The organism is Dactylosporangium sp. CA-139066 (assembly GCF_050936175.1).
Taxonomy (GTDB): domain Bacteria; phylum Actinomycetota; class Actinomycetes; order Mycobacteriales; family Micromonosporaceae; genus Dactylosporangium.
In genome coordinates, this window is sequence record NZ_JBNJNH010000001.1 from 6772476 (window position 1) to 6796084 (window position 23609).

Genomic DNA, 23609 nt, shown 5'->3' on the forward strand with positions numbered 1-23609 from the left:
GGCGCGAAGTAGTATGTCATGTCGCTGTACATGTGTTCGATGCCGCGCCGCGCCTCGTCGAGGTTTCTGAGCGGGGCCGGCCGCGGCTCGGGGTTTCGCAATTGCGGCGCGCCGGGCACCACACGCGGCGAGGGTGCCACAAAAATGTCAGACCCTGGGGCTACGCTCGCGGGCAGCACAGGGGACCCAGGACCATTGGAGAGAGTCGAGTTGACCGCACAACCCGAGACCTTCTACGGGGCAGACGACCTCACGCTCCTCGAAGGGCTCGACGCCGTCCGCAAGCGCCCGGGCATGTACATCGGCTCGACCGACAGCCGGGGCGTCGCGCACCTGTTCAACGAGATCGTGGACAACTCCACCGACGAGGGCATCGCCGGGCACGCCACCCGGGTCGAGGTGACGCTGCACGCCGACGGTTCGGTCCAGGTCGATGACGACGGGCGGGGCATCCCTGTCGACGTCCATGCCAAGTCGGGGATGTCCGGGGTCGAGCTGGTGCTGACCCGGCTGCACGCCGGCGGGAAGTTCGGCGGGTCGGGGTACAAGACCTCGGGCGGCCTGCACGGCGTCGGCGCGTCCGCGGTCAATGCGCTGTCCACGCGCTACGACGTGACGGTGCGCCGTGACGGCAAGGTCCACCACATGGCGTTCCAGCACGGCGTGCCGGGCGAGTTCGACGGGGCGGGCGCCTCGGCGAAGTTCACCCGCCGCGGCGGGCTCAACGTGCAGGGCCGGATGAAGCGCGGCTCGGCGACGGGCACCTCGACGCGCTACTGGCACGACCCGCGCTACTTCGAGTCGGGCGCGGCGCTGGACCCGGAGGCGGTGCGGGCCAAGCTGCGCAACACCGCGTTCCTGGTGCCGGGCGTGACGTACGTGCTCAAGGACGCGACCCAGGGCTCGATCACGACCGAGACCTACCACTACCCCAACGGCCTGTCCGACATGGTGGAGTTCCTGGCGCCGAGCGGCGACAAGCCGGTGTGCGGGACGCTGCTCATCAACGGCGAGGGGCAGTACAAGGAAAATGCCGCCGACGAGAACGGCGTCATGAAGGCCAACGTCGAGCGCCGCGCCGAGGTCGAGATCGCGCTGCGCTGGGGCACCGGCTACGACCGGGTCGTCGAGTCGTTCACCAACACCATCCGCAACGTGCACGGCGGCACGCACCGGCGCGGCTTCGAGCGCGGCGCGCTGCGGGCCCTGACCGAGGCGATCCGCAATACCCGCGGCCTGCTGCGGCCCAAGGAGGATCTGCCGACGCTCGACGACGTGCTCGAGGGCATGACCGCGGTCATCCACGTGCGCATCCCCGAGCCGCAGTTCACCTCTCAGACCAAGGACGAGCTGTCCACCGCCCCGGTGACGCGGGTCGTGCAGCAGGTCGTCGAGCAGCACCTCAAGGCCTGGATCGAGGCGCGCAAGACCAAGGTCGAGGCGCGCACCGTGCTGCAGAAGATCGTCGACGCGGCCCGGGTGCGGCTCACCCAGAAGCAGCAGAAGGACGCGGCGCGGCGCAAGACGGCCCTGGAGGGCGCGTCGATGCCGGCGAAGCTGGTCGACTGCCGCTCGACCGGGGTGCAGCGCAGCGAGCTGTTCATCGTCGAGGGCGACAGCGCCCTGGGCACGGCCCGCATGGCGCGCTCCTCGGAGTATCAGGCGCTGCTGCCGATCCGCGGCAAGATCCTCAACGTGCAGAAGGCCAACATCCAGCAGGTGCTCGACAACGCCGAGTGCTCGGCGATCGTGCAGGTGCTCGGGGCCGGCTCGGGGCGCACGTTCGACCTCGACGCCATGCGCTACGGGCGGATTCTGATCATGGCCGACGCCGACGTCGACGGCTCGCACATCCGCACGCTGCTGATCACGCTGTTCGCCAAGTACATGCGGCCGGCGATCGCCGACGGCCGGCTCTACGCCGCCGTCCCGCCGCTGCACAAGATCGTCACCAAGGGCCGCAACTCGGAGACGATCTACACCTATACGCAGCAGGAGATGACGAGCACCGTGGCCCGGCTGGAGAAGGCCGGCAAGCAGGTCGTCACGCCGATCCCCCGGTTCAAGGGTCTGGGCGAGATGGACGCCGACGAGCTGTGGGACACGACGATGAACCCGGCGACCCGGGCGGTGCGGCGCATCACGCTGGACGACGTCGAGGCCGCGGAGGAGGTCCTCGAGCTGCTCATGGGCGAGCGGGTCGAGCCCCGCCGCAACTGGCTGATCGACTCCGCGGCGCGGGTCGACCAAGAGACCATCGACGCCTGAGACGACCGGAAGGCCACCAACTCACCATGGCACGCAGGACCACCAAGACGGTCAAGGCCGACCTGTCCGCTTTCGATCAGGCGGGCGCGCGGGTGCTCAACAACCCGCTGACGACCGAGGTCGAGGACTCCTATCTGGAGTACGCCTACTCGGTCATCCACTCGCGGGCGCTGCCGGACGCCCGGGACGGCCTCAAGCCGGTCCACCGCCGGATCCTGTTCTCGATGAACGAGCAGGGGCACCGCCCCGACCGGGGGCACGTGAAGTCCTCCCGGGTCGTCGGTGACGTCATGGGTAAGTACCACCCGCACGGCGACAGCGCGATCTACGACGCCATGGTCCGCATGGCGCAGGACTTCTCCCTCAACGTGCCGCTCATCGACGGGCACGGCAACTTCGGCTCCCCCGACGACGGCCCGGCCGCCTCCCGTTACACCGAGGCCCGGATGTCGCGCGAGGCGATGCTGCTCGTCGGCGAGCTCGACGAGGGCACGGTCGACTTCCGGCCCAACTACGACGGCTCGCTCGACGAGCCGTCGGTGCTGCCGGCGGCGTTCCCCAACCTGCTCGTCAACGGCTCGTCCGGCATCGCGGTCGGCATGGCCACCAACATGATCCCGCACAACCTGGCCGAGACGGTGGCCGCCGCCCGCTGGCTGATCAACCACCCGACGGCCACGCTGGACAAGCTCATGGAGTTCGTGCCGGGCCCCGACCTGCCGACCGGCGGGCTGCTGCTGGGCCTGGACGAGGTCCGCCGCGCCTACGAGACCGGCCGCGGCGTCGTGCGCATGCGCGGGCGGGTCGAGATCGGGCTGCTGGAGGGCAGCCGGGGCCGGCAGGCGATCACGGTGACCGAGCTGCCCTACGGCATCGGCGCCGAGAAGGTCATCGAGAAGATCACCGACGAGGTCAACAAGACCAAGCGCCTGCAGGGCATCGCCGACGTCAAGGACCTCACCGACCGTGAGAACGGCACCCGCCTGGTCATCGAGTGCAAGGTCGGCGTCAACCCGCAGGCCCTGCTCGCCGACCTCTATCGGCTCACCCCGCTCGAGCAGTCCTTCGGCGTCAACAACCTGGTCCTGGTCGACGGCCAGCCGCAGACGCTGGGGCTCAAGGCGCTGCTGGAGGTGTTCCTCGCGCACCGCTACCAGGTGGTGACCCGGCGCACCGAGTTCCGCCGCAAGAAGCGCCAGGACCGCCTGCACCTCGTCGACGGCCTGCTCATCGCCCTGCTCGACATCGACCGGGTGATCGCCCTGATCCGCGACAGCGACAACGCGGCCGCGGCGAAGGCCGGCCTGATGAGCGAGTTCGGCCTGACCGACATCCAGGCCACCTACATCCTCGACACGCCGCTGCGCCGCCTCACCCGCTACGACCGCATCGAGCTCGAGGCCGAGCAGCAGCGCCTCAACGAGGAGATCGCCGAGCTCAGCCGGATCCTCGAGGACGACAAGGTCCTCAAGAAGGTCGTCTCCGACGAGCTGGCCGCCGTGGTCAAGGAGCACGGCCAGCCGCGGCGCACCACGCTCATCGACGGCGACCTCAAGGAGGTCCTCGCCGCCTCGGTCCCGGCCGGCCCGCTCGAGGTGACCGACGACCCGTGCCAGGTGCTGCTGTCGGCGACCGGCCTGGTCGCCCGCACCGCCGCGGAGTCCGAGGAGGCCCCCGAGGGCAGCCGCAAGGCCGGCCGCGACAAGCACGACACCGTCCGCGCGGTCGTGCACACCACGGCCCGCGGCCAGGTCCTGCTCATCACCAGCCGCGGCCGCGCGTTCAAGGTCGACGTCCTGCCCCTGCCGGTCCTGCCCGAGCAGCCCGGCACGGTCTCCCTGCGCGGCGGCATGTCGACGGCGGAGCTCGTCTCCCTGGAGAAGGGCGAGACGGTCGTCGGCCTGGCGCCCCTCGCCGACCGCGACTCGGGCTCACCGGGCCTGGCCCTGGGCACCCGCGCCGGCCAGGTGAAGATCTGCGCCCCGGAGTGGCCGGTGCGCGCCGACGAGTTCGAGGTCATCGGCCTGCGCGACGGCGACGAGGTCATCGGCGCCACGTGGCTCACCGACGGCGCCGAAACCCTCGCGTTCGTGAGCAGCGACGCGTCGCTGCTGCGCTTCCCCGCCTCCCTGGTACGTCCCCAGGGCCTCAAGGGCGGCGGCATGGCCGGCATCAGCCTGGCCCCCGAGGCGGAGGCCATCTTCTTCGGCGCCATCACCACGCAGGATCCCCAGCACGGCGAGCCGATGGTGGTCACCGCCACGATGGGCAACGCGAAGGTCACCCCCCTGCGCCTGTACCCGGCCAAGGGCCGCGCCACGGGCGGCGTCCGCGCCCAGCGCTTCCTGAAGGGCGAGTCCCACCTGGTGCTGGCCTGGATCGGCCCGCGCCCGGTCGCCGCGTCGTCGAAGGGCGACCCCCGGGACCTGCCGGCCCCGGACAGCCGCCGCGACGGCTCCGGCGCCCAGCTGCGCGCCCCCGAGCTGATCGGCCACCAGGTCGAGCGCAGCTGACCTGCACTCCGGCGAGCGCCCGGCCCCGACCCGGCCGGGCGCGCACCGGCCCCGGCGCCGGGCAGCCGGCAAGGTCGCGGCCGCCCGGGCGAGACAGTTCCGGCCGCCCGGGCGAGACAGTTCCGGCCGCCCGGGCGAGACAGTTCAGCGCTCGGCCCGGGACAACTCGGACCGAGCGCAACTGGTTCCGTCGCAACGAGACCGTGCGCGCGGGCGGGACACCGCAAGACTGAGCCAGTCGACGTCCCGAGGGTTTCTCCAACGGAGGCCGCGCCGACGGCGAGCGTTCGAGTCCGCGGCCCGCGGCGAAGTCTGGCGTGGTGGCGGTGAACGAGCACCGCCGGCCCGCTTCCGCGCTTCGCGCGAACCTGGGCAGGCACGACCGGGCGAAGGCGCCGCCCTAGAGTCGCGGCCCGCATCGAAAACTTGGCATGTCCGCGGTGACCGGGCTCCGCGAAGCGCCGCCGGTTTAGACCGATATTTCGGATATCTGGTGACACAGCGGAGTGATTCGAAGCCTACATTTCCAGTATTGTCGACTTAGTTAGTGGACAAACTCGAGATGAGGCGGCAGACTTCTGCGAATGGATCCACTGCTCGCCTTCGCCGGGCTCGGTGTCGGGGTCATCGTGGGGCTCACCGGCATGGGGGGTGGCGCACTCATGACGCCGGTCCTCGTGCTGTTCTTCGGGGTGCCCCCGCTCGCCGCCGTCTCCAGCGACCTCGCGGCCAGCGCCGTCATGAAGCCGTTCGGCGGCTTCGTGCACGCCCGCCGCAAGACCGTGAACTGGGCGCTCGTGCGCTGGCTGTGCCTGGGCAGCGTGCCCAGCGCGTTCGCGGGCGTGCTGCTCATGCGGGCCCTCGGCAACGGCGACCGGGTCCAGGACGTGGTGCGGATCGCGCTCGGGTGCGCGTTGATGCTGGCCGTCGTGGGGCTGGTCGTGAAGGCGTACCGGCGGGACCCCGGCGGCAGCGCCGGCGAGGCGAAGCCGATCGTCGTGCGGCCCGTGCCGACCCTGCTGCTGGGAGCCGTCGGCGGGCTCGTCGTCGGGATGACGTCCGTCGGGTCGGGGTCGCTGATCATCGTGATCCTGCTCGCGCTGTACCCGGCGCTGCGGCCCAGCGACCTCGTCGGGACCGACCTGGTGCAGGCCATCCCGCTGGTGTTCTCGGCGGCGCTCGGGCATGCGCTGTTCGGGGACCTGAAGCTCGACCTCGCCGCCGCCGTGCTCGTCGGGTCGGTGCCGGGCGTGCTGATCGGGGCGCGGCTGTCGTCGCGGGCGCCGGCCGCAGTGGTACGGGGTGCCCTGATCGTCGTGCTCATTGCGAGCGCGTTGAAGCTGTTCGACGTACCGACGGCAATCGTGCTGACGCTGGCCGCGGCCGCGACGGCCGGGCTCACGCTGCAGGGGCTGCGGCGGCGGGCCCGGAATCGGCACGCCGAGGACAAGACCGACGCGAACGGGCAGGTCCTCACCGCCTGAGCGCGTGCATGGCGCGGGCGCGGCATCGGGACACCGACGACGAGACGAATGCGAAAGGGGCAGAATCAGCGAGTGGAGTGGTCCACGCTGACTCGCTAGGAGTTTCCTGATGCCTCGGCTCAACCATCTGCCCGAGTGGCTCGCGCTGGTCAAGCACCGCGCGGAGCTCGGCGAGGTGCACCTGCGCGACCTGTTCGCCGATGACCCCGACCGGGGCGGCCGCTACAGCCTGCAGGCCGGCGACCTCTACCTCGACTACGGCAAGCACCTCGTCACCGACGAGACCCTGCAGCTGCTGCTCGAGCTGGCGGCGGCGCGCGGCGTGTTCGACCTGCGCGACGCGATGTTCCGCGGGGAGAAGATCAACTTCACGGAGCACCGGGCGGTGCTGCACACGGCGCTGCGGGCCCCGCGCGATGCCGAGGTGATCGTCGACGGCGAGAACGTGGTGCCGAAGGTGCACGCGGTGCTCGACCGGATGGCGGCGTTCGCCGACCGGATCCGCTCCGGGGAGTGGACCGGGCACACCGGCGAGCGGATCACGACCGTCATCAACATCGGCATCGGCGGCTCCGACCTGGGCCCGGCGATGGCGTACGAGGCGCTGCGCGCGTTCACCGACCGATCGCTGACGTTCAAGTTCGTGTCCAACGTCGACGGGGCCGACCTGCACGAGGCGGTCCGCGACGCGGACCCGGCGCGGACGCTGTTCATCGTGTCGTCCAAGACGTTCACGACGATCGAGACGATCACCAACGCGACCGCGGCCCGCGCGTGGCTGGTCGGCGCGCTCGGCGACGACTCGGCGGTGGCCAAGCACTTCGTGGCCGTGTCGACGAACGCGACCGAGGTCGCCAAGTTCGGCATCGACACGACGAACATGTTCGAGTTCTGGGACTGGGTCGGCGGCCGCTACTCCTACGACTCGGCGATCGGCCTGTCGCTCATGATCGCGCTGGGGCCGGACGGGTTCCGGGCGATGCTCGACGGGTTCCGGCGCATGGACGAGCACTTCCGCACGGCGCCGCCGGAGGCGAACGCGCCGCTGCTGCTCGGCCTGCTCGGGATCTGGTACCGCAACTTCCACGACGCCCAGACCCACGCCGTGCTGCCGTACAGCCACTATCTGTCGCGGTTCACGGCGTACCTGCAGCAGCTCGACATGGAGTCCAACGGCAAGTCCGTCGACCGCGAGGGCCGGCCGGTCGAGTGGGCGACGGGCCCGGTCGTGTGGGGCACGCCCGGCACCAACGGCCAGCACGCGTACTACCAGCTGATCCACCAGGGCACCACGCTCATCCCGGCCGACCTGATCGGGTTCGCCAAGCCGGTCGCCGAGCTCGGCCCGTTCGCCGCGCAGCACGACCTGCTCATGGCCAACCTGTTCGCGCAGGGCCAGGCGCTGGCGTTCGGCAAGTCCGCGGAGCAGGTCGCCGCGGAGGGCGTGGCCGAGGCGGAGGTGCCGCACCGCACGTTCGCCGGCGACCGGCCGACGACGACGATCCTCGCCGACGAGCTCACCCCGGGGGTGCTGGGCCAGCTCATCGCGCTGTACGAGCACAAGGTCTTCGTCCAGGGCGCGATCTGGGACATCGACTCGTTCGACCAGTGGGGCGTGGAGCTGGGCAAGGTCCTGGCCAAGCGGATCGAGCCGGCGCTGACCTCGGACAGCCCGGACCTTTCGGCCCTGGACTCCTCCACGGCGTCCCTCGTCGGCCGCTACCGGGCCCTGCGCGGGCGCTGAGCGATCGTCCCTCGCGCGGGCCGGGGTGCCCGGCCCGCGCGGGGTTGGCTCAGAGATCGCTGGGACTACCCGGCTCGCGCCGCGCACGCGCCCCCCGCGCGACGTAGGGTCGATCCGTGATCGCGGACGCCGAGCTGCGCGCGCTGGACCCACAGGAGCGGGCCGACCTGGCGCGGCGGCTCGCCGACCTGACCCCGCCGGTGACGCGCCGCGAGCCGGCAATGGCGGAGCGTGCCCGCCGCCGGTTCGTCATCATCATCGGCGTCGCGAGCGTGCTGATGATCCCGTGGGTGATCGCGCTGGCGGTGACGCTGCCCCCGCGGTACCTCGCCGGGCACTGGCGGCTGACGTGGGTCGGCTTCGACCTCGTGCTCGGCGCCGCGCTCGCCGTGACCGCGTGGGCCGCGCTGCGCCGCCGCCAGATCATGATCCTGGCCGCGGTCGTCAGCGGCACGCTGCTGGCCTGCGACGCGTGGTTCGACATGGTGACCGCGTCCGGGCACGACCGCTGGGTGAGCCTGGCGACCGCCCTGCTGATCGAGCTGCCCCTCGCCGCCTGGCTGTTCATCGTGTCGTACCACATCGTGCGCCTGAGCATGCGCCGGCTGCTGATCCTGTCGGGCCAGTCCCCCGACGTGTCGCTGTGGAAGCTGCCGCTGCTGGGCGTGCCGCCGCCGCGGCGCCGGCGGTCCTAACCGGACAGCGCGCCGGCGACCGGGCGGCGGGCGACGACCAGCGCCGGTACCGCGGCCATCGCGGCGATCGCGAGCAGCATCCCGAGCGCGGCGGCTAGCAGCCACGGGCCGGGCGGGAAGTCGAACCCGCCGGGGCCGGGCCGGGCGAGCCAGGCCAGCACCACCCCGGTCACGGTCCCGCCGGCCATCCCGGGCACGGCCGGCAGCAGCTGGGCGACCACGATGCTCGCCGCGGCCTGGCCGGGGGTGGCGCCCAGGGTACGGGCGACGGCGAGCGGCCGGCGGGCGTCGAGGACCGCGGTCCACGTGTTGACGGCGGTGTTGACGAGCGCGAGGACGCACAGGGTCACGGTGAGCACGAGCAGCGCCTGCCTGCCCCGCTCCACGCGGGGGTTGACCAGCTCGGTGTACCCGAGGTCGAACGGCTCGGCCTGCGACTGCACGATGAGGATCGCGACGAGCGCGGTCGTGGTGACCAGGGTGTTGAACGTGACGAGGCGGGCGCGGCGCGGGCGGCGGGCGTTGAGGCGCAGGCCGAGCAGCACGGCGGTCGGCAGGCGCCGCGAGAGCCGGATCCGGCCGTCCCGGCGGCGCGGCGGGGCGGGCGCGTCGGCGAGGGCGTCGACGGTGCTGGTGACCGCGGCCCGGATCACCGGCGCGATGGTGGCGGCGACCGCGATGCCCAGGGCGAGCGCGACGGCGGCGACCGCGGTGCGCAGCGCGGGCGGGTGCCCGGCGGTGGAGCCGACGAGCCCGGCGCCGGGGCGCACGAGCACGGGCGCGGCGAACCAGCCGGCGGTCAGGCCGGCGCCGCCGGCGGCGAGGCCGATCACGAGGTACTCGGCGAGGTGCACCACGGCGATCATGGCCGGGCCGGCGCCGACGGCCTTGAGCAGCCCGACCCGGCGGCGGCGGGCGACGACCCGGCCGGCGACGATCCCGGCGACGCCGGCGAGGGCGAGCGCGGCGAGCAGCCAGGCGCCGATCAGCAGGGCCGTGCGCGCGGCCAGGTAGAGCCGGGCGTCGGAGTCGGCGATCGACAGCCAGGTGCGCTGCTCGTCGCCGGGCAGGTACGCGGCGGCGGCCTGCCGGTCGGTGAGGCGGAGGTTGAGCTCGTACTGCAGGGGCCGCCCGCCGGTGAGCGCGGCGAGGTCGGCGGTGTCGACCCAGACCAGTCCCCCGCGCTCGACGAGGACGCTGCCGGGGTGGTGCCAGCCGGCGTACGGGTAGTTGGGCCGGGCGGCGGTGACGGCGATGCCGAGCACCCGCAGGTCGCGGCCCTCGATGGCGACGGTGTCGCCGACGCGCACGCCGAGGGCGTCGGCGAAGGCGCGCTCGACGACGACGCCGCCGGGCCGGACCCAGCCGCCGTCGGTGAGCGCCGGCCGGTCGACGGCGACGGGGGTACCGTCGCGGCCCTCGACGACGGTGTGGGCCTTCTTGCCGGCGGCGGTCATGGTGACGAAGGCGATCGGGAACGGCCCGCTGTGCGCGGCCACGCCGTCCGCCCCGGCCGCCGCGGCGAGCTGGGCGAGGGCGTCGTCGCCGGTGAGGCGGGGCGTGAGGACCACGTCCGGTCCCGCGGTGAGGCTGCGGGTCTGCTCGTACGGCCGGGCCGCCACGTCGTCCAGCGCCAGCCCGAGGGTCAGCGTGCCGGTGGCGGCGGCGATGGCCACGAGCAGCAGGACGGTCTCGGTGGGCCGCCGGCGCAGGTCCCGCAGCAGCAGCCGGAGGACGAGCCGCAGCCGCCCGGCCATCAGCGCCGGTCCCCGGCGAAGGTCGTGGCGTCGGCGAACGCGCCGTCGCGCATCGAGACGACCTGGTCGGCGACGGCGGCGATGCGGGCGTCGTGGGTGACGACGACGAGGGTCTGCCCGGCCGCCCGCAGCTCCTCGAACAGCCGCAGCACCTCCAGGGTGGCGGCGGTGTCGAGGTTGCCGGTGGGCTCGTCGGCGAGCACGACGAGGGGCTCGTTGGTCAGGGCGCGGGCGATCGCGACCCGCTGCCGCTGGCCGCCGGACAGCTCCGAGGGCAGGTGCCGCGCCCGGTCGGCCAGCCCCACCCGGTCCAGCAGGTACATCGCCCGCCTGCGGGCCCGGCCCGGCGAGCGGCCGGCCAGCAGCGCCGCGAGCTCGACGTTCTCCACGGCGGTGAGCTCGTCCATGAGATGGAAGGCCTGGAAGACGAAGCCGATGCTGTCGCGGCGCAGCCGGGCCAGGGCCCGCTCGCTCATGGTGTCGATGCGCCGGCCGGCCAGCCACACCTCGCCGCCGCTGGGCCGCTGCAGCCCGCCGAGCAGCTGCAGCAGGGTCGACTTGCCGCAGCCGCTGGGGCCCATGACCGCCACGGCCCGCCCGGCGGGCACGTCGAGGTCGACGTCGTCGACGGCGCGGACCAGGCCGTCGTCGCTGCCGTACCGCCGCGACAGCCGCCGCGCCGACAGCATCGGTCCACTGTGCTGACTGTTCGCGGCCCCTCCGCGACGCTGCGGCCCGCTCATGCGCCCCGCCCCCGCCCGGTCCAGGTCCGCTCGCACGCGTCGAGCCACTCCAGGTCGGCCCGCAGCCGCAGCACGACGCCCTCCAGCAGCAGCCCGGCGACCGGGTCGACCGCGCGGTCCAGCGCGGCCCGCTGCGCGTCGCGCAGCCGGCGCAGGATCTCGCGCCGCTGGGCGTCGACGAGGGCGACGGGGTCGGCGAGGCGGGCGGCCGCGGCGGCGACGAGCTTGAGGTGGAACTCGGTGAGGTCGGGCCGGGGCCAGCTCACCTCGGCCAGCCACGCCACGACGCGCTCCTGCCCGGCCGGGGTGAGCGCGTGGACGCGCCGGTCGGGTGCGTCGGGGCGGCCCTCGGCGTGGTGGGACGTGACGAGGCCGGCCTTGGCCAGGCGGGCGAGGGTGACGTAGATCTGGCCGGCGTTCATCGCCTCGCCGAGCGGGCCGAGCGCGTCGCGGAGGCGGGCGCGCAGCTCGTAGCCGTGCGCCGGCTCCTTGGCCAGCATGGCCAGTACCACGTCCTGCACCCGGCGCCCTCCCCCTGATCGCCGATAGATAACCGCTATCTAGGGGAGCATGTCAAGCCGAGCTACCGCGACGTCCGCCGTGGTTGCGGTCCGTGACTCCCGGGCCACGCCACGTCCGCGCCCGGTCACGGTCAGGGCAGCGTGAGGCGCGCGGTGGTCCCGGTGCCGCCGGCCGAGCTCAGCGTGACCCGGCCCCCGTGCGCGGCCGCCGCCTCCTGGGCGATGTGCAGGCCCAGGCCCACGCCGGGCACGGCCTGGCGGCGCGCGTGGCGGCCGCGGAAGAAGCGCTGGAAGACGTACGGCAGCTCGTCGGCCGGAATGCCGACGCCGGTGTCGGCGATCTCGATCGCCGGGGCCGGGGAGTACACGGCGCGCACGGTGACGGTGCCGCCGGGCGCGGTGAACAGCACCGCGTTGCGGACCAGCTGCTGCACGGCCTGGGTCAGCCGGGCCACGTCGACGGAGACGACGGAGGCCTGGGTGGCGGGCTCGACGACGATCTCGACGCCGCGCGGCTCGGCGACGGCCTGCACCGCCCGGACGGCGGCGGCGAGCACCGTATGCAGCTCGACCGGCATGCGGTGCAGCAGCAGCGGGGCGCCGGCGGGGCGGGTGCCGTTGAGCAGGTGGTCGACCATGCCGACGAGGCGCTGGCCGTTGCGGTGGATGGGCTCGACGAGGCGGTTGTAGCCGGCCAGGCGTTCGTCGTCGGCGAGCAGCTCGAGGTACCCCTGGATCGCCGTGACCGGCGTGCGCAGCTCGTGGGAGATGGTCGCGATCAGGTCCTCCTCCCGCTGGGTGACCCGGGCCAGCTCGTCGCCGAGCTCGGCGACGACGAGGCGGCTGCGCATGAGCGACAGGTGCCCGGTCGCCTGCCGGGACAGGGTCGACAGCGCCTCGCGCTGGCGGGGGCCGAGGTCGCCGGGGCGCTCGTCGATGACGCACAGGGCGCCCAGCGCGAAGCCGTCGTCGTCGATGAGCGGGGAGCCGGCGTAGAAGCGGATGTGGGGATCGCCGGTGACGTTGGAGTACGACCGGAAATGCTCGTCGGCTCGTGCGTCGGGGACGACGAGCTGTTCGCGGGCGGCGGCGGTGCGTGAGCAGAACGAGACGTCCCGTGACGTCTCGTCGTCGGCGAGGCCGGTCTTGCCGGCGAACCACTGCCGGTCGCGGTCGACGAGCGACACCGCCGACATCGCAGTGTCGAAGATGGACGCCGCCAGGCGGGTCAGGTCGTCGAGCTCGGCCGGGCGCGGCGCGTCGAGCACGCCGTAGCTGTGCAGGGCCGACAGCCGCGCTTCCTCGTCGGCGTCGCTCATGGTAGCCATCCCTTCCCGCTCCGTTACGATCATCGTCCGGATACCCGGGAGCCGGGCGCCGTCACAGCGCGTTGCGGAGCAGTTGCTGTACTCCCTGAGCGAAAACCGATTGTCCGAGTGAGTGCTCGCTCATTACAGTGACGCCGTGAACGAGCAGCAGACCCGCCGGCGCCGAGTGCCCGCGCTCGCGCCCGACGAGCGGCGCGCCGCGCTCATCGCCGCGACCCTGCCGCTGCTGCGCACCCACGGCGCGGCGGTGACGACCCGGCAGATCGCCGAGGCCGCCGGCGTCGCCGAGGGCACCATCTTCGGCGTCTTCCGCGACAAGGCCTCGCTCATCGCCGCGGCCCTCGAGAGCGCGTTCGAGGCCGGGCCGGTGCTGCGGGCGGTGTCGGCGATCGACCCGCAGGCGCCGCTGCGGCAGCGGCTCAGCGACGCCGCGGCGATCCTGATCCGCCGGGTCGAGAGCTCCGTGCCGCTCATGATGCTCGCCCGCACCATGCCCTGCGACGCAGAAAACTCGCCGTGGGCCGCCCTCCTGCGCGGCCGGCGCCAGCTCGTCGACGCGATCGCCGAGCTCATCGGCCCCGACCGCGACCAGCTGCGGCGCAGTCCCGAGACCACCGCCGGGGTGCTGTTCGCGCTGGTCGCCAGCACCGTGCGCGGCGACCTGCCCACCGACAAGCCGTTCACGCCCGACGACATCGTCGGCGTGCTCCTGGACGGCCTGCTCGCACCGTCCGCCGAACCACCAAACCGGGGAGACACCTGACCGATGCTCATCCGTCTGCTGCGAACGTACCTGCGGCCGTACCGCGGGCCGATCACCCTGGTGGTGGTGCTGCAGCTGGTGCAGACGCTCGCCACCCTCTACCTGCCGACGCTCAACGCCGACATCATCGACAACGGCGTCATCGCCGGTGACACCGGCTACATCCTGCGCATCGGCGGGTTCATGCTCGCCGTGACGCTGGTGCAGATCGTCTGCTCGGCCGCCGCGGTGTACTTCGGCGCGCGCACGGCCATGGCCCTGGGCCGCGACGTGCGGGCCGGGCTGTTCGACAAGGTCCAGCAGCTCAGCGCCCGCGAGGTCGGCGGCTTCGGCGCCCCTTCGCTGATCACCCGCACCACGAACGACATCCAGCAGGTCCAGATGCTGGTCCTGATGACGTTCACGCTCATGGTGTCGGCGCCGATCATGTGCGTCGGCGGCATCATCCTGGCCCTCAACCAGGACGTGCAGCTGTCGTGGCTGCTGCTGGTCGTCACCCCGGTCCTCATCGGCCTCATCGCGCTCATCGTCACCCGGATGCGGCCGCTGTTCCGGCTCATGCAGGTGCGCATCGACCTGGTCAACCGGGTCATCCGCGAGCAGATCACCGGCATCCGGGTCATCCGCGCGTTCGTGCGCGACGAGCACGAGCGGGCCCGCTTCGCCGACACCAACGCCGACCTGCGCGAGGTGTCCCTGGCCGTGGGCCGGCTGATGTCGCTGATGTTCCCGAGCGTCATGCTCATCGTCAACGCCTCCAGCATCGCCGTGCTGTGGTTCGGCGCGCAGCGCATCGACAGCGGCGGCATGCAGGTCGGCGCGCTGACGGCGTTCCTGTCCTACCTGATGCAGATCCTCATGTCGGTGATGATGGCGACGTTCATGTTCGTCATGATCCCGCGGGCCGAGGTCTGCGCCGAGCGCATCCAGGAGGTGCTGGGCACCGACTCCAGCGTCGTGCCGCCGGCCGAGCCGGTGACCAGCCTGGACGTGCACGGCGAACTGGAGCTGCGGGGCGTGTCGTTCCACTACCCGGGCGCGGAGGCCGCCGTACTGTCCGATGTGGACCTCGTCGCCCATCCGGGGCAGACGACGGCGATCATCGGCAGCACCGGCGCCGGCAAGACGACGCTGCTCAACCTCGTGCCGCGGCTGTTCGACGCCACCGGCGGCGCGGTGCTCGTCGACGGCGTCGACGTGCGCCGGCTCGACCCGGCGCTGCTGGCCCGCACGGTGAGCATGGTGCCGCAGAAGCCGTACCTGTTCTCCGGCACCGTCGCCACCAACCTGCGCTACGGCCGGCCCGACGCCACCGACGAGGAGCTGTGGCGGGCCCTGGAGGTCGCGCAGGCCGCCGGCTTCGTCCGGGCCATGCCCGAGCAGCTCGACGCCCCGATCGCCCAGGGCGGCACCAACGTCTCCGGCGGCCAGCGCCAGCGCCTGGCGATCGCCCGGACGCTGGTCGCCCGGCCCGAGGTGTACCTCTTCGACGACTCGTTCTCGGCGCTGGACTACGCCACCGACGCGGCGCTGCGCGAGGCGCTGCGGGCCGAGATCGCCGCGGCGACGGTCGTCATCGTCGCGCAGCGGGTCAGCACGATCCGCGACGCCGACCGCATCATCGTGCTCGACGAGGGCCGCGTCGTGGGCACCGGCACCCATCACGAACTCATGGACGACAACGAGACGTACCGCGAGATCGTCCTGTCCCAGCTGACCGAGCAGGAGGCCGCCGCATGACCGCGCCGAACCGACCCGCGGGCGGCGCCCGTCCCGGCGGCGGACCCGGGTTCGGGCCGGGCCGGATGATGATGGGCGCCGGCGGCCCGCCGGCGAAGATCGAGGACTTCAAAGGCTCCGCCAAGCGGCTGCTGCGGATGCTCGCCCCCGACCGGCTCGTCGTCACCGCCGTGCTCGTCTTCGGCATCGCCTCCGTCGTGCTGTCGGTGCTCGGCCCGCGGCTGCTCGGCCACGCCACCGACGTCATCTTCGAGGGCATCGTCAGCAAGAAGATCCCGCCCGGCACGACGAAGGAACAGGCGATCGCCGACCTGCGCGAGCACGGCCAGGACCGCTTCGCCGACCTGCTCTCGGGCATGAGCAACCTGGTGCCCGGCAAGGGCATCGACTTCGACCGGCTCGAGAAGGTGCTGCTGCAGGTCGCGGTGGTGTACCTCTTCGCCTGGATCTTCGGCCTGCTCCAGGCCCGGCTGACCACGGTCGTCGTGCAGCGCACCGTCTACCGCCTGCGCGAGCAGGTCCAGCTCAAGCTGGCGCGGCTGCCGCTGTCGTACTTCGACCAGCAGCCCCGCGGCGAGGTGCTCTCCCGCGCCACCAACGACACCGACAACATCGCGATGACGCTGCAGCAGTCCCTGGCCATGCTGCTCACGTCCCTGCTGACGATCATCGCGGTGCTCGGCATGATGTTCTGGATCTCGCCCGTGCTGGCGGTCATCGCGCTGGTCACCGTGCCGATCTCGGTGTTCGTCACGGCCCGCATCGGCAAGCGCTCCCAGCCGCAGTTCGTCAAGCAGTGGGCCTCCACCGGCCGCCTCAACGGCCACATCGAGGAGATGTTCACCGGCCACTCCGTGGTGAAGATCTTCGGCCGGCAGCAGGAGGCCGCGGCGACCTTCGAGGAGCACAACGCGGCCCTGTACAACGCCTCCTTCCGCGCCCAGTTCATCTCCGGCCTCATCCAGCCGGCGATGATGTTCATCGGCAACGTCAACTACGTGCTCGTCGCCGTCGTCGGCGGCCTGCGCGTGGCCTCCGGCACGATGACGCTGGGCGACGTGCAGGCCTTCATCCAGTACTCCCGGCAGTTCTCCCAGCCGCTGACCCAGGTCGCCAGCATGGCCAACCTCGTGCAGTCCGGCATCGCCTCGGCCGAGCGGGTCTTCCAGCTGCTCGACGCGCCCGAGCAGAGCCCCGACCCGGCCGCGCCGGCCCGCCCGGAGCAGGTGCGGGGCAAGGTCACGTTCGAGCACGTCTCGTTCCGGTACAAGGACGACGAGCCGCTCATCGAGGACCTGTCCCTGTCGGTGCAGCCCGGCCAGACGGTCGCGATCGTCGGCCCGACCGGCGCCGGCAAGACCACCCTGGTCAACCTGATCATGCGGTTCTACGACCTGACCGGCGGCCGGATCCTGCTCGACGACGTCGACATCGCCACGATGTCCCGCGACGAGCTGCGCGAACAGATCGGCATGGTGCTGCAGGACACCTGGTTGTTCCAGGGCAGCATCGCGGAGAACCTCGCGTACGGCGCCGACCACCCCACCATCGAAACGATCACGGCCGCGGCCGAGGCCGCGCACGCCGACCGTTTCGTGCGAACCTTGCCGGAGGGCTACGACACGGTCATCGACGAGGAGGGCGCCGGCGTCTCGGCCGGCGAGAAGCAGCTCATCACGATCGCCCGCGCCTTCCTGGCCGAGCCGACGATCCTCATCCTGGACGAGGCGACGAGCTCGGTCGACACCCGCACGGAGGTCCTGATCCAGCGCGCGATGAGCACCCTGCGCGCGGGCCGCACCTCGTTCGTCATCGCCCACCGCCTGTCCACCATCCGCGACGCGGACCTGATCCTCGTCATGGAGCACGGCTCGATCGTCGAGCAGGGCACACACGACTCCCTGCTCGCCGCGGGCGGCGCCTACGCCCGGCTGTACTCGGCCCAGTTCGCCGCCGCGGCGGTCGAGGTCGACTGATCCGCTCGCTCGTTCAACGACCACCGCGCCGCACCCGCGCGGTGGTCGTTGCGTTTTCTCGCCCGCTTCCCGTTGCGGTCTTTCACGACAAGTCGGGCGCTCCGCGCCACGACTTGTCGGATTTATACGTCGTCAGGCGATAAATCACTGCGGAGTCGTCGAAACGCCGCACACAGCAGCGCCGCCGTCGCGCGCGCAGTCCGAGCCTGGCGCGGGTGCGAGCCTGGCGCGGGTGCGAGCCTGGCGCGGGTGCGAGCCTGGCGCGGGTGCGAGCCTGGCGCGGGTGCGAGCCTGGCGCGGGTGCGAGCCTGGCGCGGGTGCGAGCCTGGCGCGGGTGCGAGCCTGGCGCGGGTGCGAGCCTGGCGCGGGTGCGAGCCTGGCGCGGGTGCGAGCCTGGCGCGGGTGCGAGCCTGGCGCGGGTGCGAGCCTGGCGCGGAGTGGGCCGGCATGCGGGACAGGAAGCGGGGCTGCGCGGCGGGCCCGGCGCGAGGCCGGCGGGACGAGGCAGGCGCGGGTGCGGGTGCGACGGGACGCAACGCCGCGCGGGCGCAGCGGGCGCGGGCGACGCGGTGCGGCGTGGACGATGGGGGCGCGGGCGACGCGGTGCGGCGTGGACGGTGCGGGCGCGGGCGACGCGGGCGCGGGCGACGCGGGCGCGGGCGACGCGGGCACGGGCGACGCGGGCACGGGCGACGCGGGCACGGGCGACGCGGGCACGGGCGACGCGGGCACGGGCGACGCGGGCACGGGCGACGCGGGCACGGGCGACGCGGGCACGGGCGGTGCGGGCACGGGCGGTGCGGGCACGGGCGGTGCGGGCACGGGCGACGCGGTGCGGGCGCGGGCGACGCGGTGCGGCGCCGCGCGAAGACGGCGCCGCGCGAAGACGGCGCCGCGCGAAGACGGCGCCGCGCGAAGACGGCGCCGCGCGAAGACGGCGCCGCGCGAAGACGGCGCCGCGCGAAGACGGCGCCGCGCGAAGACGGCGCCGCGCGAAGACGGCGCCGCGCGAAGACGGCGCCGCGCGAAGACGGCGCCGCGCGGGATCACCACGGACGGTGGGGCGCGAAGGCAGGGGCGGTGCGGGGCGATCCGGTAAGTTTCACGGCCGCCACGCACGCATTCAAGGTCATGTTTGCGTTTCGGCGGTGGTCGCGCTGACACTGCGCCTACCTCGTGGGAGCCGAGCGACTCAGCCGTGCCCCAGAACCGAGGAGGTACCCCTTGCCTAGATTCACCCGACGCGCGCTGTGGCCGTGCGTCGCCGCTGCGGCGGTGCTCGTCGCTGCCGTGCTGGTTGCGCCCGGGCCGGCCGGCGCGCACGGTGTCGCGCTCGTGCCCGGCAGCCGCACCTACCTGTGCTACGTCGATGGCCTGCAGGCCAACGGCCAGATCATCCCGTCCAACCCGGCGTGCGCCGACGCGGTCGCGCAGGGTGGGCAGCAGCCGCTGTACGACTGGTTCGGCGTGCTACGCTCCGACGCCGGCGGGCGCACCACCGGCTACATCCCCGACGGGCAGATCTGCGGCGGCGGCACCACGAAGTATGCCGCGTACAACGCCGCGCGGACCGACTGGCCGACCACGCACCTGACCGCCGGCTCGACGATCCAGCTGCACTACAGCAACTGGGCCGCCCACCCGGGCACGTTCCACATGTACATCACCAAGGACGGCTGGAACCCGCTGACCCCGCTGGCGTGGGGCGACCTCGTGCCGTTCTGGAGCGTCACCGACCCGCCGCAGTCCGGCGGGCCCGGCGGCTTCAACTACTACTACTGGGACACCACCCTGCCAGCGGCCAAGACCGGCCGGCACATCCTGTTCATCCAGTGGGTGCGCTCCGACAGCCAGGAGAACTTCTTCAGCTGCTCCGACGTCGTCTTCGACGGCGGGCACGGCGAAGTGACCGGCGTCGGCGGCAGCCAGCCGAGCAGTTCGCCGTCGCAGAGCCGCTCGGCGTCGCCGTCGGTGTCCGTGTCGCCGTCGGCGTCGAAGACCCCGTCGCCGCCGTCCTCATCGTCGCCGTCCACCGGCGGCGGAGGCGGGGGCTGCACGGCGACCTGGCAGAACGTCGCCATCAACTGGGCCGGGCACTTCCAGGCCGAGGTCACGGTGAAGAACACCGGGTCGTCGACCCTCAACGGGTGGACGGTGAAGTGGACGTACACCGGCGGCCAGGGCTTCGACGGCGCGCCGTGGAACGGCACCCTCACCGGTCAGCCACCGAACGTGGTGGTGAAGAACGTCGACTGGAACCGCGTCCTGGGACCCAACGCCACCACGTCGTTCGGGTTCAACGGCACCGGCACCGCCCCGGCCACCCCGCCGGCGCTCACCTGCACCAGCCCCTGATCCGTCCGTCCCCGGTGGCGCCCGCGCCCGCACGCGCGGGCGCCACCACGTCCGCCGTGGAAGGGCACCCCGCGATGTTGCGCTACGCCGTCGGTTTCGGAGCTGTGGGAGTCGTACTCCTGGTGCTCTTCTTCGTCACCCGCCAGCCCTCGGCCCCGCCGCCGGCCGAGGTCGTGCACAGCGTGCAGGGCGCCCTCGGCGACCGCCAGGCCGCGCGGCTGGAGGTCCTCAGCGGCGCCGAGTCCGTCATCATCCACAGCGAACCGCTCGACGGCCTGCTGTACCGCGCCTCGACCCTGCCCGGCAGCAAGGTCGAGCCGGTCGCCGAGGAGTCCGGCGACACGCTGCGGCTGCGCCTCAACGGCACCGAGATCGCCGGGCAGGCGACCATCCACGTGTACCTCAACGACAAGGTCCGCTGGACCCTCAACCTCGCCGGCGGCGGCCTGCGCCAGGTCGTCGACTTCGGCACCGGCCGCCTCGCCGGCATCGAGGTCCAGGCCGGCGTGCAGGAGCTCGACGTCACCGTCCCCAAGCCCGAGGGCACCATGCCGATCCACGTCGGCGGCGTCGGACGGCTCGCCGTGCACGCGCCCACCGGCCCGCCGGCGCAGCTCACGCTGGGCGCGAAGGGCACCATCGGCGAGGTACGCCTGGACGAGCAGACCGGCAAGAACCTCACCGGCGGCGCGACCGTCGCCGGCCAGGGCTGGGCCGCCGCCGCGGACCGCTACGCCCTGCAGGTCGACACCGCCGCCGCCTCGGTCTCGCTCGACCGGCGCCCCTGACCCTCACCCGGGCCCCGGCTACGGTCGGGGCATGACCATCGCGCGCCTCCTGGGCGAGGAGGAGCTGGCCGGCTACCCCGCCGGCCGGCTCCTGGACGTCATGCGTGCCCTCACGATGATCCTGACCGTCCCGGCCGCCGCCGCCGAGCGCGCCGACGCCGTCGCCGTGATGACCGGCCAGGGCGAGACGTGGCGGCTCGCGCACGCCGTCGCCGACTGGGAGGCGCACCCCGGGCGGCGGCACCTGCTCGTCGCCACCACCAACGCCGCCGAGGCCACGTACGCCCCGATCACCCTCGACACGCTGCGCGGCCTCGGGCTGCGGCGCACCGCCGGGGTGCACATCCAGGCCGAGGCGGCCGCCGACACCGGCGTGCAGGCCGCCTGGATCGCCGGGCAGATCCGCGAGCGCGGCATCACCGGCCTGGCGCTCGCCGTGTCGCCGTACCACCTGCCGCGCGCGTACCTCACCGTGCTGCGCGCCTGCGAGGAGCGCGGCGTGCGCGTGCCGCTGCTGCCGCTGCCCGTCGCCGTCGCCCCCTCCGAGCTCGTGCCGGAGACCGCGGCGCCCGCCTGGGACATGCTGCCCGGCGAGATCCGCCGCATCCTCGACTACACCGACCGCGGCTGGGTCGCCGGCCCGGAGCAGCTGCGGCAGTACCTGGACTGGCTCTGGCCCATGCTCGCCAATCGCCCCGGGGTGGGCGTTAGCCCCGCGGAGGCCGGGTAGAGGCGGCCCGTGCTGACGAACCTCGCCCACCTGGACTCGCTGCGGGTCCGCATCGCACCGCCGGCCGCCGCCGGGCACACCACCTACCGGCTCGCCGAGGAGCCCGAGGTCGAGGTCGTGTGGACCTACGCCGGCCGCCTCCCCGACGGCAGTTACCTGCCGTGCGGCGGCGGCGAGCGCACCGAGGACGGCGGCTGGGCGCAGGGCGCGTTCAACGCCGACGACATCGCCCGAGCCGCCGTGGTGTACACCCGCCACTGGCGCGCCACCGGCGCCCTCACCAGCCGAAGCGCGGCCCGCCAGCTGCTGCGCGGCCTATGCTACCTGCAGACGGTGCCCGCCGAGGACGGCGACCTGCGCGCCGGCAACGTGGTCCTGTGGCAGCAGACCGACGGCCGGCTCAACCCCAGCGCCGAGCCCCCCGAGGTCCCCGACCCGTCCGACAGCGCCGAGTCGGCGTGGCTGGCCCGCACGCTGTGGGCGCTCGGCGAGGGCTACGCCGCCTTCCACGGCGACGACCCGGCCTTCGCCGCCTTCCTGCGCGTGCGCCTGCGCCTGGCCGTGGGCGCCGTCCGCCGGCAGGTCCTGTCGCGGTACGGCCAGTGGCGCCTCGTCGACGACACCCCCACGCCCGCGTGGCTCATCGCCGACGGCGCCGACCTGACCGGTGAGGCGTTGCTGGGCCTGTGCGAGTACACCCGGATCAGTGATGACGAGGATGCCCGCAAGGCCCTGGAACAGCTCGCCGAGGCCGTGACGGCGATGCGCACCGGCACCCCGTGGACCTGGCCGTTCGGCGCCGTGCTGCCCTTCGGCCGGTCACGCACCGAATGGCACGGCTGGGCCGGCCTGGCCCCGGGCGCGCTGGCCCGCGTGTACGAGGTCTGCGGCGACCTCGCGGCCCGCGACGCCGCCCTGGCCGACGCGGCGTCGTTCACCCCGCACCTGCTCGTCGGCGGCGGCCCCGACAACCTGCGGGTGGCGATGCCCGGCGCCCGCGAGTCGATGACCCTCGACGGCGTGCAGCTCGCCTACGGCGCCCACTCGAGGATCGAGTCCCTGCTGCACACGGCCCGCGCCACCGGCCGCGGCGCCCTGCGCACCCTGGCCGGCATCGCGGGCTCCTGGTTCTTCGGCAACAATCCGGCGGCCGCCCCGATGTACGACCCGGCGACCGGCGTGACCTACGACGGCATCGACATCCTCGACGACACGGCCGCCCCCGGCGTGATCCACCAGGACGCCGGCGCCGAGTCGACGATCCACGGCCTCCTGGCGATGCTGGCGCTGGACGGCGACGCCCAGGCCGCCGCGATCGCCCGTATCGCCGAGCCCACGGTCCGCATCGCGGGCGCGGAGATCCACTCGACGTCCCTGGCCGATCCCCTGACCGGCGCCCACCTGACGCTGCTGCGCAGCATGGCCACCAGCACTCGGGCCGCCGACGTCGTGGTACCCGGCGACGCACCCGCCACGGTCAGCGTCAACGACCCGGCCGGCGACGAGCTCGAGCACTACACGTCGACGGCCGGGCGCATCCGGGTCCTGATCCCCGCCGGCGGCTTCACGACGGTCCTGCAGCCCGGCAGTTAGGACTGCTGCTTCGGTACCACCACGAGCCGCGCCACCTGCGGGTCGCTCTTCACCCCGCCGATGCCGACCTGCGCGCCGAGGACCACCTGGTCCAGCGCCGCCTTCCTGCCGCCCGCCGCGACCTTCGTCGTGTCGTTCGTCGTCCACGTCAGCGTGAACCCGTCCGTCGACTTCACGGTGACCGAACCGTCGCCCTTCGCCGTCACGGTGCCGCGCTGCACCACCACCGTCTGCGGGCCGTCCTTCGTCTGCACAACCACCTCGCCGTGCAGCATGTGCTTGCGCAGCCGCACCCGGATCCGGTGCCGCAGCGCGTTCTTCCCGCCCGGCCCGGCCGACGCCGACGCCGCCGGGCCGGCCGCCGCGTCCAGCCCCGACCCCGGAAGCGAGACGCCCAGCGCGGCCAGCGCGGCATGCTCCGCGCCGCCGTCATCGGCGACGTCGACGCTCACGGTCTCCATGTCGTCGCCCCGCCGCAGGGCGTCGCAGCCCGCGGCGCCGAGCACCAGCGAGCCGGCCAGCAGGGCGGTGAGTACACGGTGCTTCCTCATGCCGACCACTGTGCGCGCGCCCCCGCAGCACACGGTCAACGCCGTGTACGGGTCCGGTAA

General features: G+C 73.2%; 18 protein-coding genes. 13 read left to right on the plus strand and 5 right to left on the minus strand.

The window, feature by feature from the left end; translation table 11 throughout:
• Window positions 1-210: 210 nt before the first annotated feature.
• The 5 genes from ACQEVU_RS31085 (at window position 211) to ACQEVU_RS31105 (ending at window position 8704) form a co-directional block, all read left to right on the plus strand.
• Window positions 211-2268, plus strand: coding sequence for a DNA gyrase/topoisomerase IV subunit B (locus ACQEVU_RS31085; protein WP_433329759.1), 2058 nt, complete (start codon window positions 211-213; stop codon window positions 2266-2268).
• A 26-nt stretch (window positions 2269-2294) separates the two neighbouring features.
• The gene (locus tag ACQEVU_RS31090) at window positions 2295-4781 is read left to right on the plus strand and encodes a DNA gyrase/topoisomerase IV subunit A (protein WP_433329761.1); all 2487 of its coding nucleotides are present in this window, start codon (window positions 2295-2297) and stop codon (window positions 4779-4781) included.
• Window positions 4782-5365: 584 nt separating this feature from the next.
• Window positions 5366-6265: a sulfite exporter TauE/SafE family protein gene (locus tag ACQEVU_RS31095; protein ID WP_433329763.1), complete on the plus strand. Its 900-nt coding sequence runs from the start codon at window positions 5366-5368 to the stop codon at window positions 6263-6265.
• Window positions 6266-6374: 109 nt separating this feature from the next.
• Window positions 6375-8009 carry a glucose-6-phosphate isomerase gene (pgi, locus tag ACQEVU_RS31100; RefSeq protein ID WP_433329765.1) on the plus strand — a complete coding sequence of 545 codons (1635 nt, stop codon included), beginning with the start codon at window positions 6375-6377 and terminating at the stop codon, window positions 8007-8009.
• 116 nt (window positions 8010-8125) lie between these two features.
• Window positions 8126-8704, plus strand: coding sequence for a hypothetical protein (locus ACQEVU_RS31105; RefSeq protein WP_433329767.1), 579 nt, complete (start codon window positions 8126-8128; stop codon window positions 8702-8704).
• Here ACQEVU_RS31105 and ACQEVU_RS31110 read toward each other — a convergent pair.
• The 4 genes from ACQEVU_RS31110 to ACQEVU_RS31125 form a co-directional block, all read right to left on the minus strand.
• Window positions 8701-10461 (minus strand): FtsX-like permease family protein, encoded by a 1761-nt coding sequence (locus tag ACQEVU_RS31110; protein WP_433329769.1) that lies wholly within the window; start codon window positions 10459-10461, stop codon window positions 8701-8703. The genes ACQEVU_RS31105 and ACQEVU_RS31110 overlap by 4 nt on opposite strands.
• The gene (locus ACQEVU_RS31115) at window positions 10461-11150 is read right to left on the minus strand and encodes an ABC transporter ATP-binding protein (protein ID WP_433329771.1); all 690 of its coding nucleotides are present in this window, start codon (window positions 11148-11150) and stop codon (window positions 10461-10463) included. The genes ACQEVU_RS31110 and ACQEVU_RS31115 overlap by 1 nt, the downstream gene beginning before the upstream one ends.
• A gap of 50 nt (window positions 11151-11200) precedes the next feature.
• A complete protein-coding gene (locus ACQEVU_RS31120; RefSeq protein ID WP_433329773.1) occupies window positions 11201-11725 on the minus strand; it encodes a PadR family transcriptional regulator in 525 nt (174 codons plus the stop codon).
• A 131-nt stretch (window positions 11726-11856) separates the two neighbouring features.
• Window positions 11857-13044 carry a sensor histidine kinase gene (locus ACQEVU_RS31125; protein WP_433329775.1) on the minus strand — a complete coding sequence of 396 codons (1188 nt, stop codon included), beginning with the start codon at window positions 13042-13044 and terminating at the stop codon, window positions 11857-11859.
• Window positions 13045-13189: 145 nt separating this feature from the next.
• Between ACQEVU_RS31125 and ACQEVU_RS31130 the strand changes: the two genes are divergently transcribed.
• The 8 genes from ACQEVU_RS31130 to ACQEVU_RS31165 all read left to right on the plus strand — a co-directional run bounded on the left by ACQEVU_RS31130 (window position 13190) and on the right by ACQEVU_RS31165 (window position 22998).
• Window positions 13190-13816, plus strand: coding sequence for a TetR/AcrR family transcriptional regulator (locus ACQEVU_RS31130; protein ID WP_433329777.1), 627 nt, complete (start codon window positions 13190-13192; stop codon window positions 13814-13816).
• A 3-nt stretch (window positions 13817-13819) separates the two neighbouring features.
• Window positions 13820-15556 (plus strand): ABC transporter ATP-binding protein, encoded by a 1737-nt coding sequence (locus ACQEVU_RS31135; RefSeq protein ID WP_433329779.1) that lies wholly within the window; start codon window positions 13820-13822, stop codon window positions 15554-15556.
• Complete coding sequence (locus ACQEVU_RS31140; protein WP_433329781.1) at window positions 15553-17532, plus strand: ABC transporter ATP-binding protein; 1980 nt, start codon at window positions 15553-15555, stop codon at window positions 17530-17532. The genes ACQEVU_RS31135 and ACQEVU_RS31140 overlap by 4 nt, the downstream gene beginning before the upstream one ends.
• Before the next feature lie 610 nt (window positions 17533-18142).
• Window positions 18143-18631, plus strand: a complete 489-nt coding sequence (locus ACQEVU_RS31145; protein ID WP_433329783.1) for a hypothetical protein — start codon at window positions 18143-18145, stop codon at window positions 18629-18631.
• Window positions 18632-18756: 125 nt separating this feature from the next.
• A complete protein-coding gene (locus ACQEVU_RS31150) occupies window positions 18757-19887 on the plus strand; it encodes a lytic polysaccharide monooxygenase (protein WP_433329785.1) in 1131 nt (376 codons plus the stop codon).
• Between the two features lie 104 nt (window positions 19888-19991).
• Window positions 19992-20675, plus strand: coding sequence for a hypothetical protein (locus ACQEVU_RS31155; protein ID WP_433329787.1), 684 nt, complete (start codon window positions 19992-19994; stop codon window positions 20673-20675).
• Window positions 20676-20706: 31 nt separating this feature from the next.
• Complete coding sequence (locus tag ACQEVU_RS31160) at window positions 20707-21405, plus strand: hypothetical protein (protein ID WP_433329789.1); 699 nt, start codon at window positions 20707-20709, stop codon at window positions 21403-21405.
• Between the two features lie 9 nt (window positions 21406-21414).
• Window positions 21415-22998, plus strand: a complete 1584-nt coding sequence (locus tag ACQEVU_RS31165; protein ID WP_433329791.1) for a hypothetical protein — start codon at window positions 21415-21417, stop codon at window positions 22996-22998.
• On the opposite strand, the gene ACQEVU_RS31170 is transcribed toward ACQEVU_RS31165, so the two are convergent.
• Window positions 22995-23549, minus strand: a complete 555-nt coding sequence (locus tag ACQEVU_RS31170) for a hypothetical protein (protein WP_433329793.1) — start codon at window positions 23547-23549, stop codon at window positions 22995-22997. The genes ACQEVU_RS31165 and ACQEVU_RS31170 overlap by 4 nt on opposite strands.
• Window positions 23550-23609 lie beyond the last annotated feature (60 nt).

Bases quoted from the DNA above. Each gene is read 5' to 3' on its own strand.
- ACQEVU_RS31090 (WP_433329761.1), top strand. From the start codon at position 2,295: ATGGCACGCAGGACCACCAAGACGGTCAAGGCCGACCTGTCCGCTTTC.
- pgi (WP_433329765.1), top strand. From the start codon at position 6,375: ATGCCTCGGCTCAACCATCTGCCCGAGTGGCTCGCGCTGGTCAAGCAC.
- ACQEVU_RS31095 (WP_433329763.1), top strand. From the start codon at position 5,366: ATGGATCCACTGCTCGCCTTCGCCGGGCTCGGTGTCGGGGTCATCGTG.
- ACQEVU_RS31160 (WP_433329789.1), top strand. From the start codon at position 20,707: ATGACCATCGCGCGCCTCCTGGGCGAGGAGGAGCTGGCCGGCTACCCC.
- ACQEVU_RS31170 (WP_433329793.1), bottom strand. From the start codon at position 23,549: ATGAGGAAGCACCGTGTACTCACCGCCCTGCTGGCCGGCTCGCTGGTG.
- ACQEVU_RS31125 (WP_433329775.1), bottom strand. From the start codon at position 13,044: ATGAGCGACGCCGACGAGGAAGCGCGGCTGTCGGCCCTGCACAGCTAC.
- ACQEVU_RS31140 (WP_433329781.1), top strand. From the start codon at position 15,553: ATGACCGCGCCGAACCGACCCGCGGGCGGCGCCCGTCCCGGCGGCGGA.
- ACQEVU_RS31110 (WP_433329769.1), bottom strand. From the start codon at position 10,461: ATGGCCGGGCGGCTGCGGCTCGTCCTCCGGCTGCTGCTGCGGGACCTG.
- ACQEVU_RS31135 (WP_433329779.1), top strand. From the start codon at position 13,820: ATGCTCATCCGTCTGCTGCGAACGTACCTGCGGCCGTACCGCGGGCCG.
- ACQEVU_RS31115 (WP_433329771.1), bottom strand. From the start codon at position 11,150: ATGCTGTCGGCGCGGCGGCTGTCGCGGCGGTACGGCAGCGACGACGGC.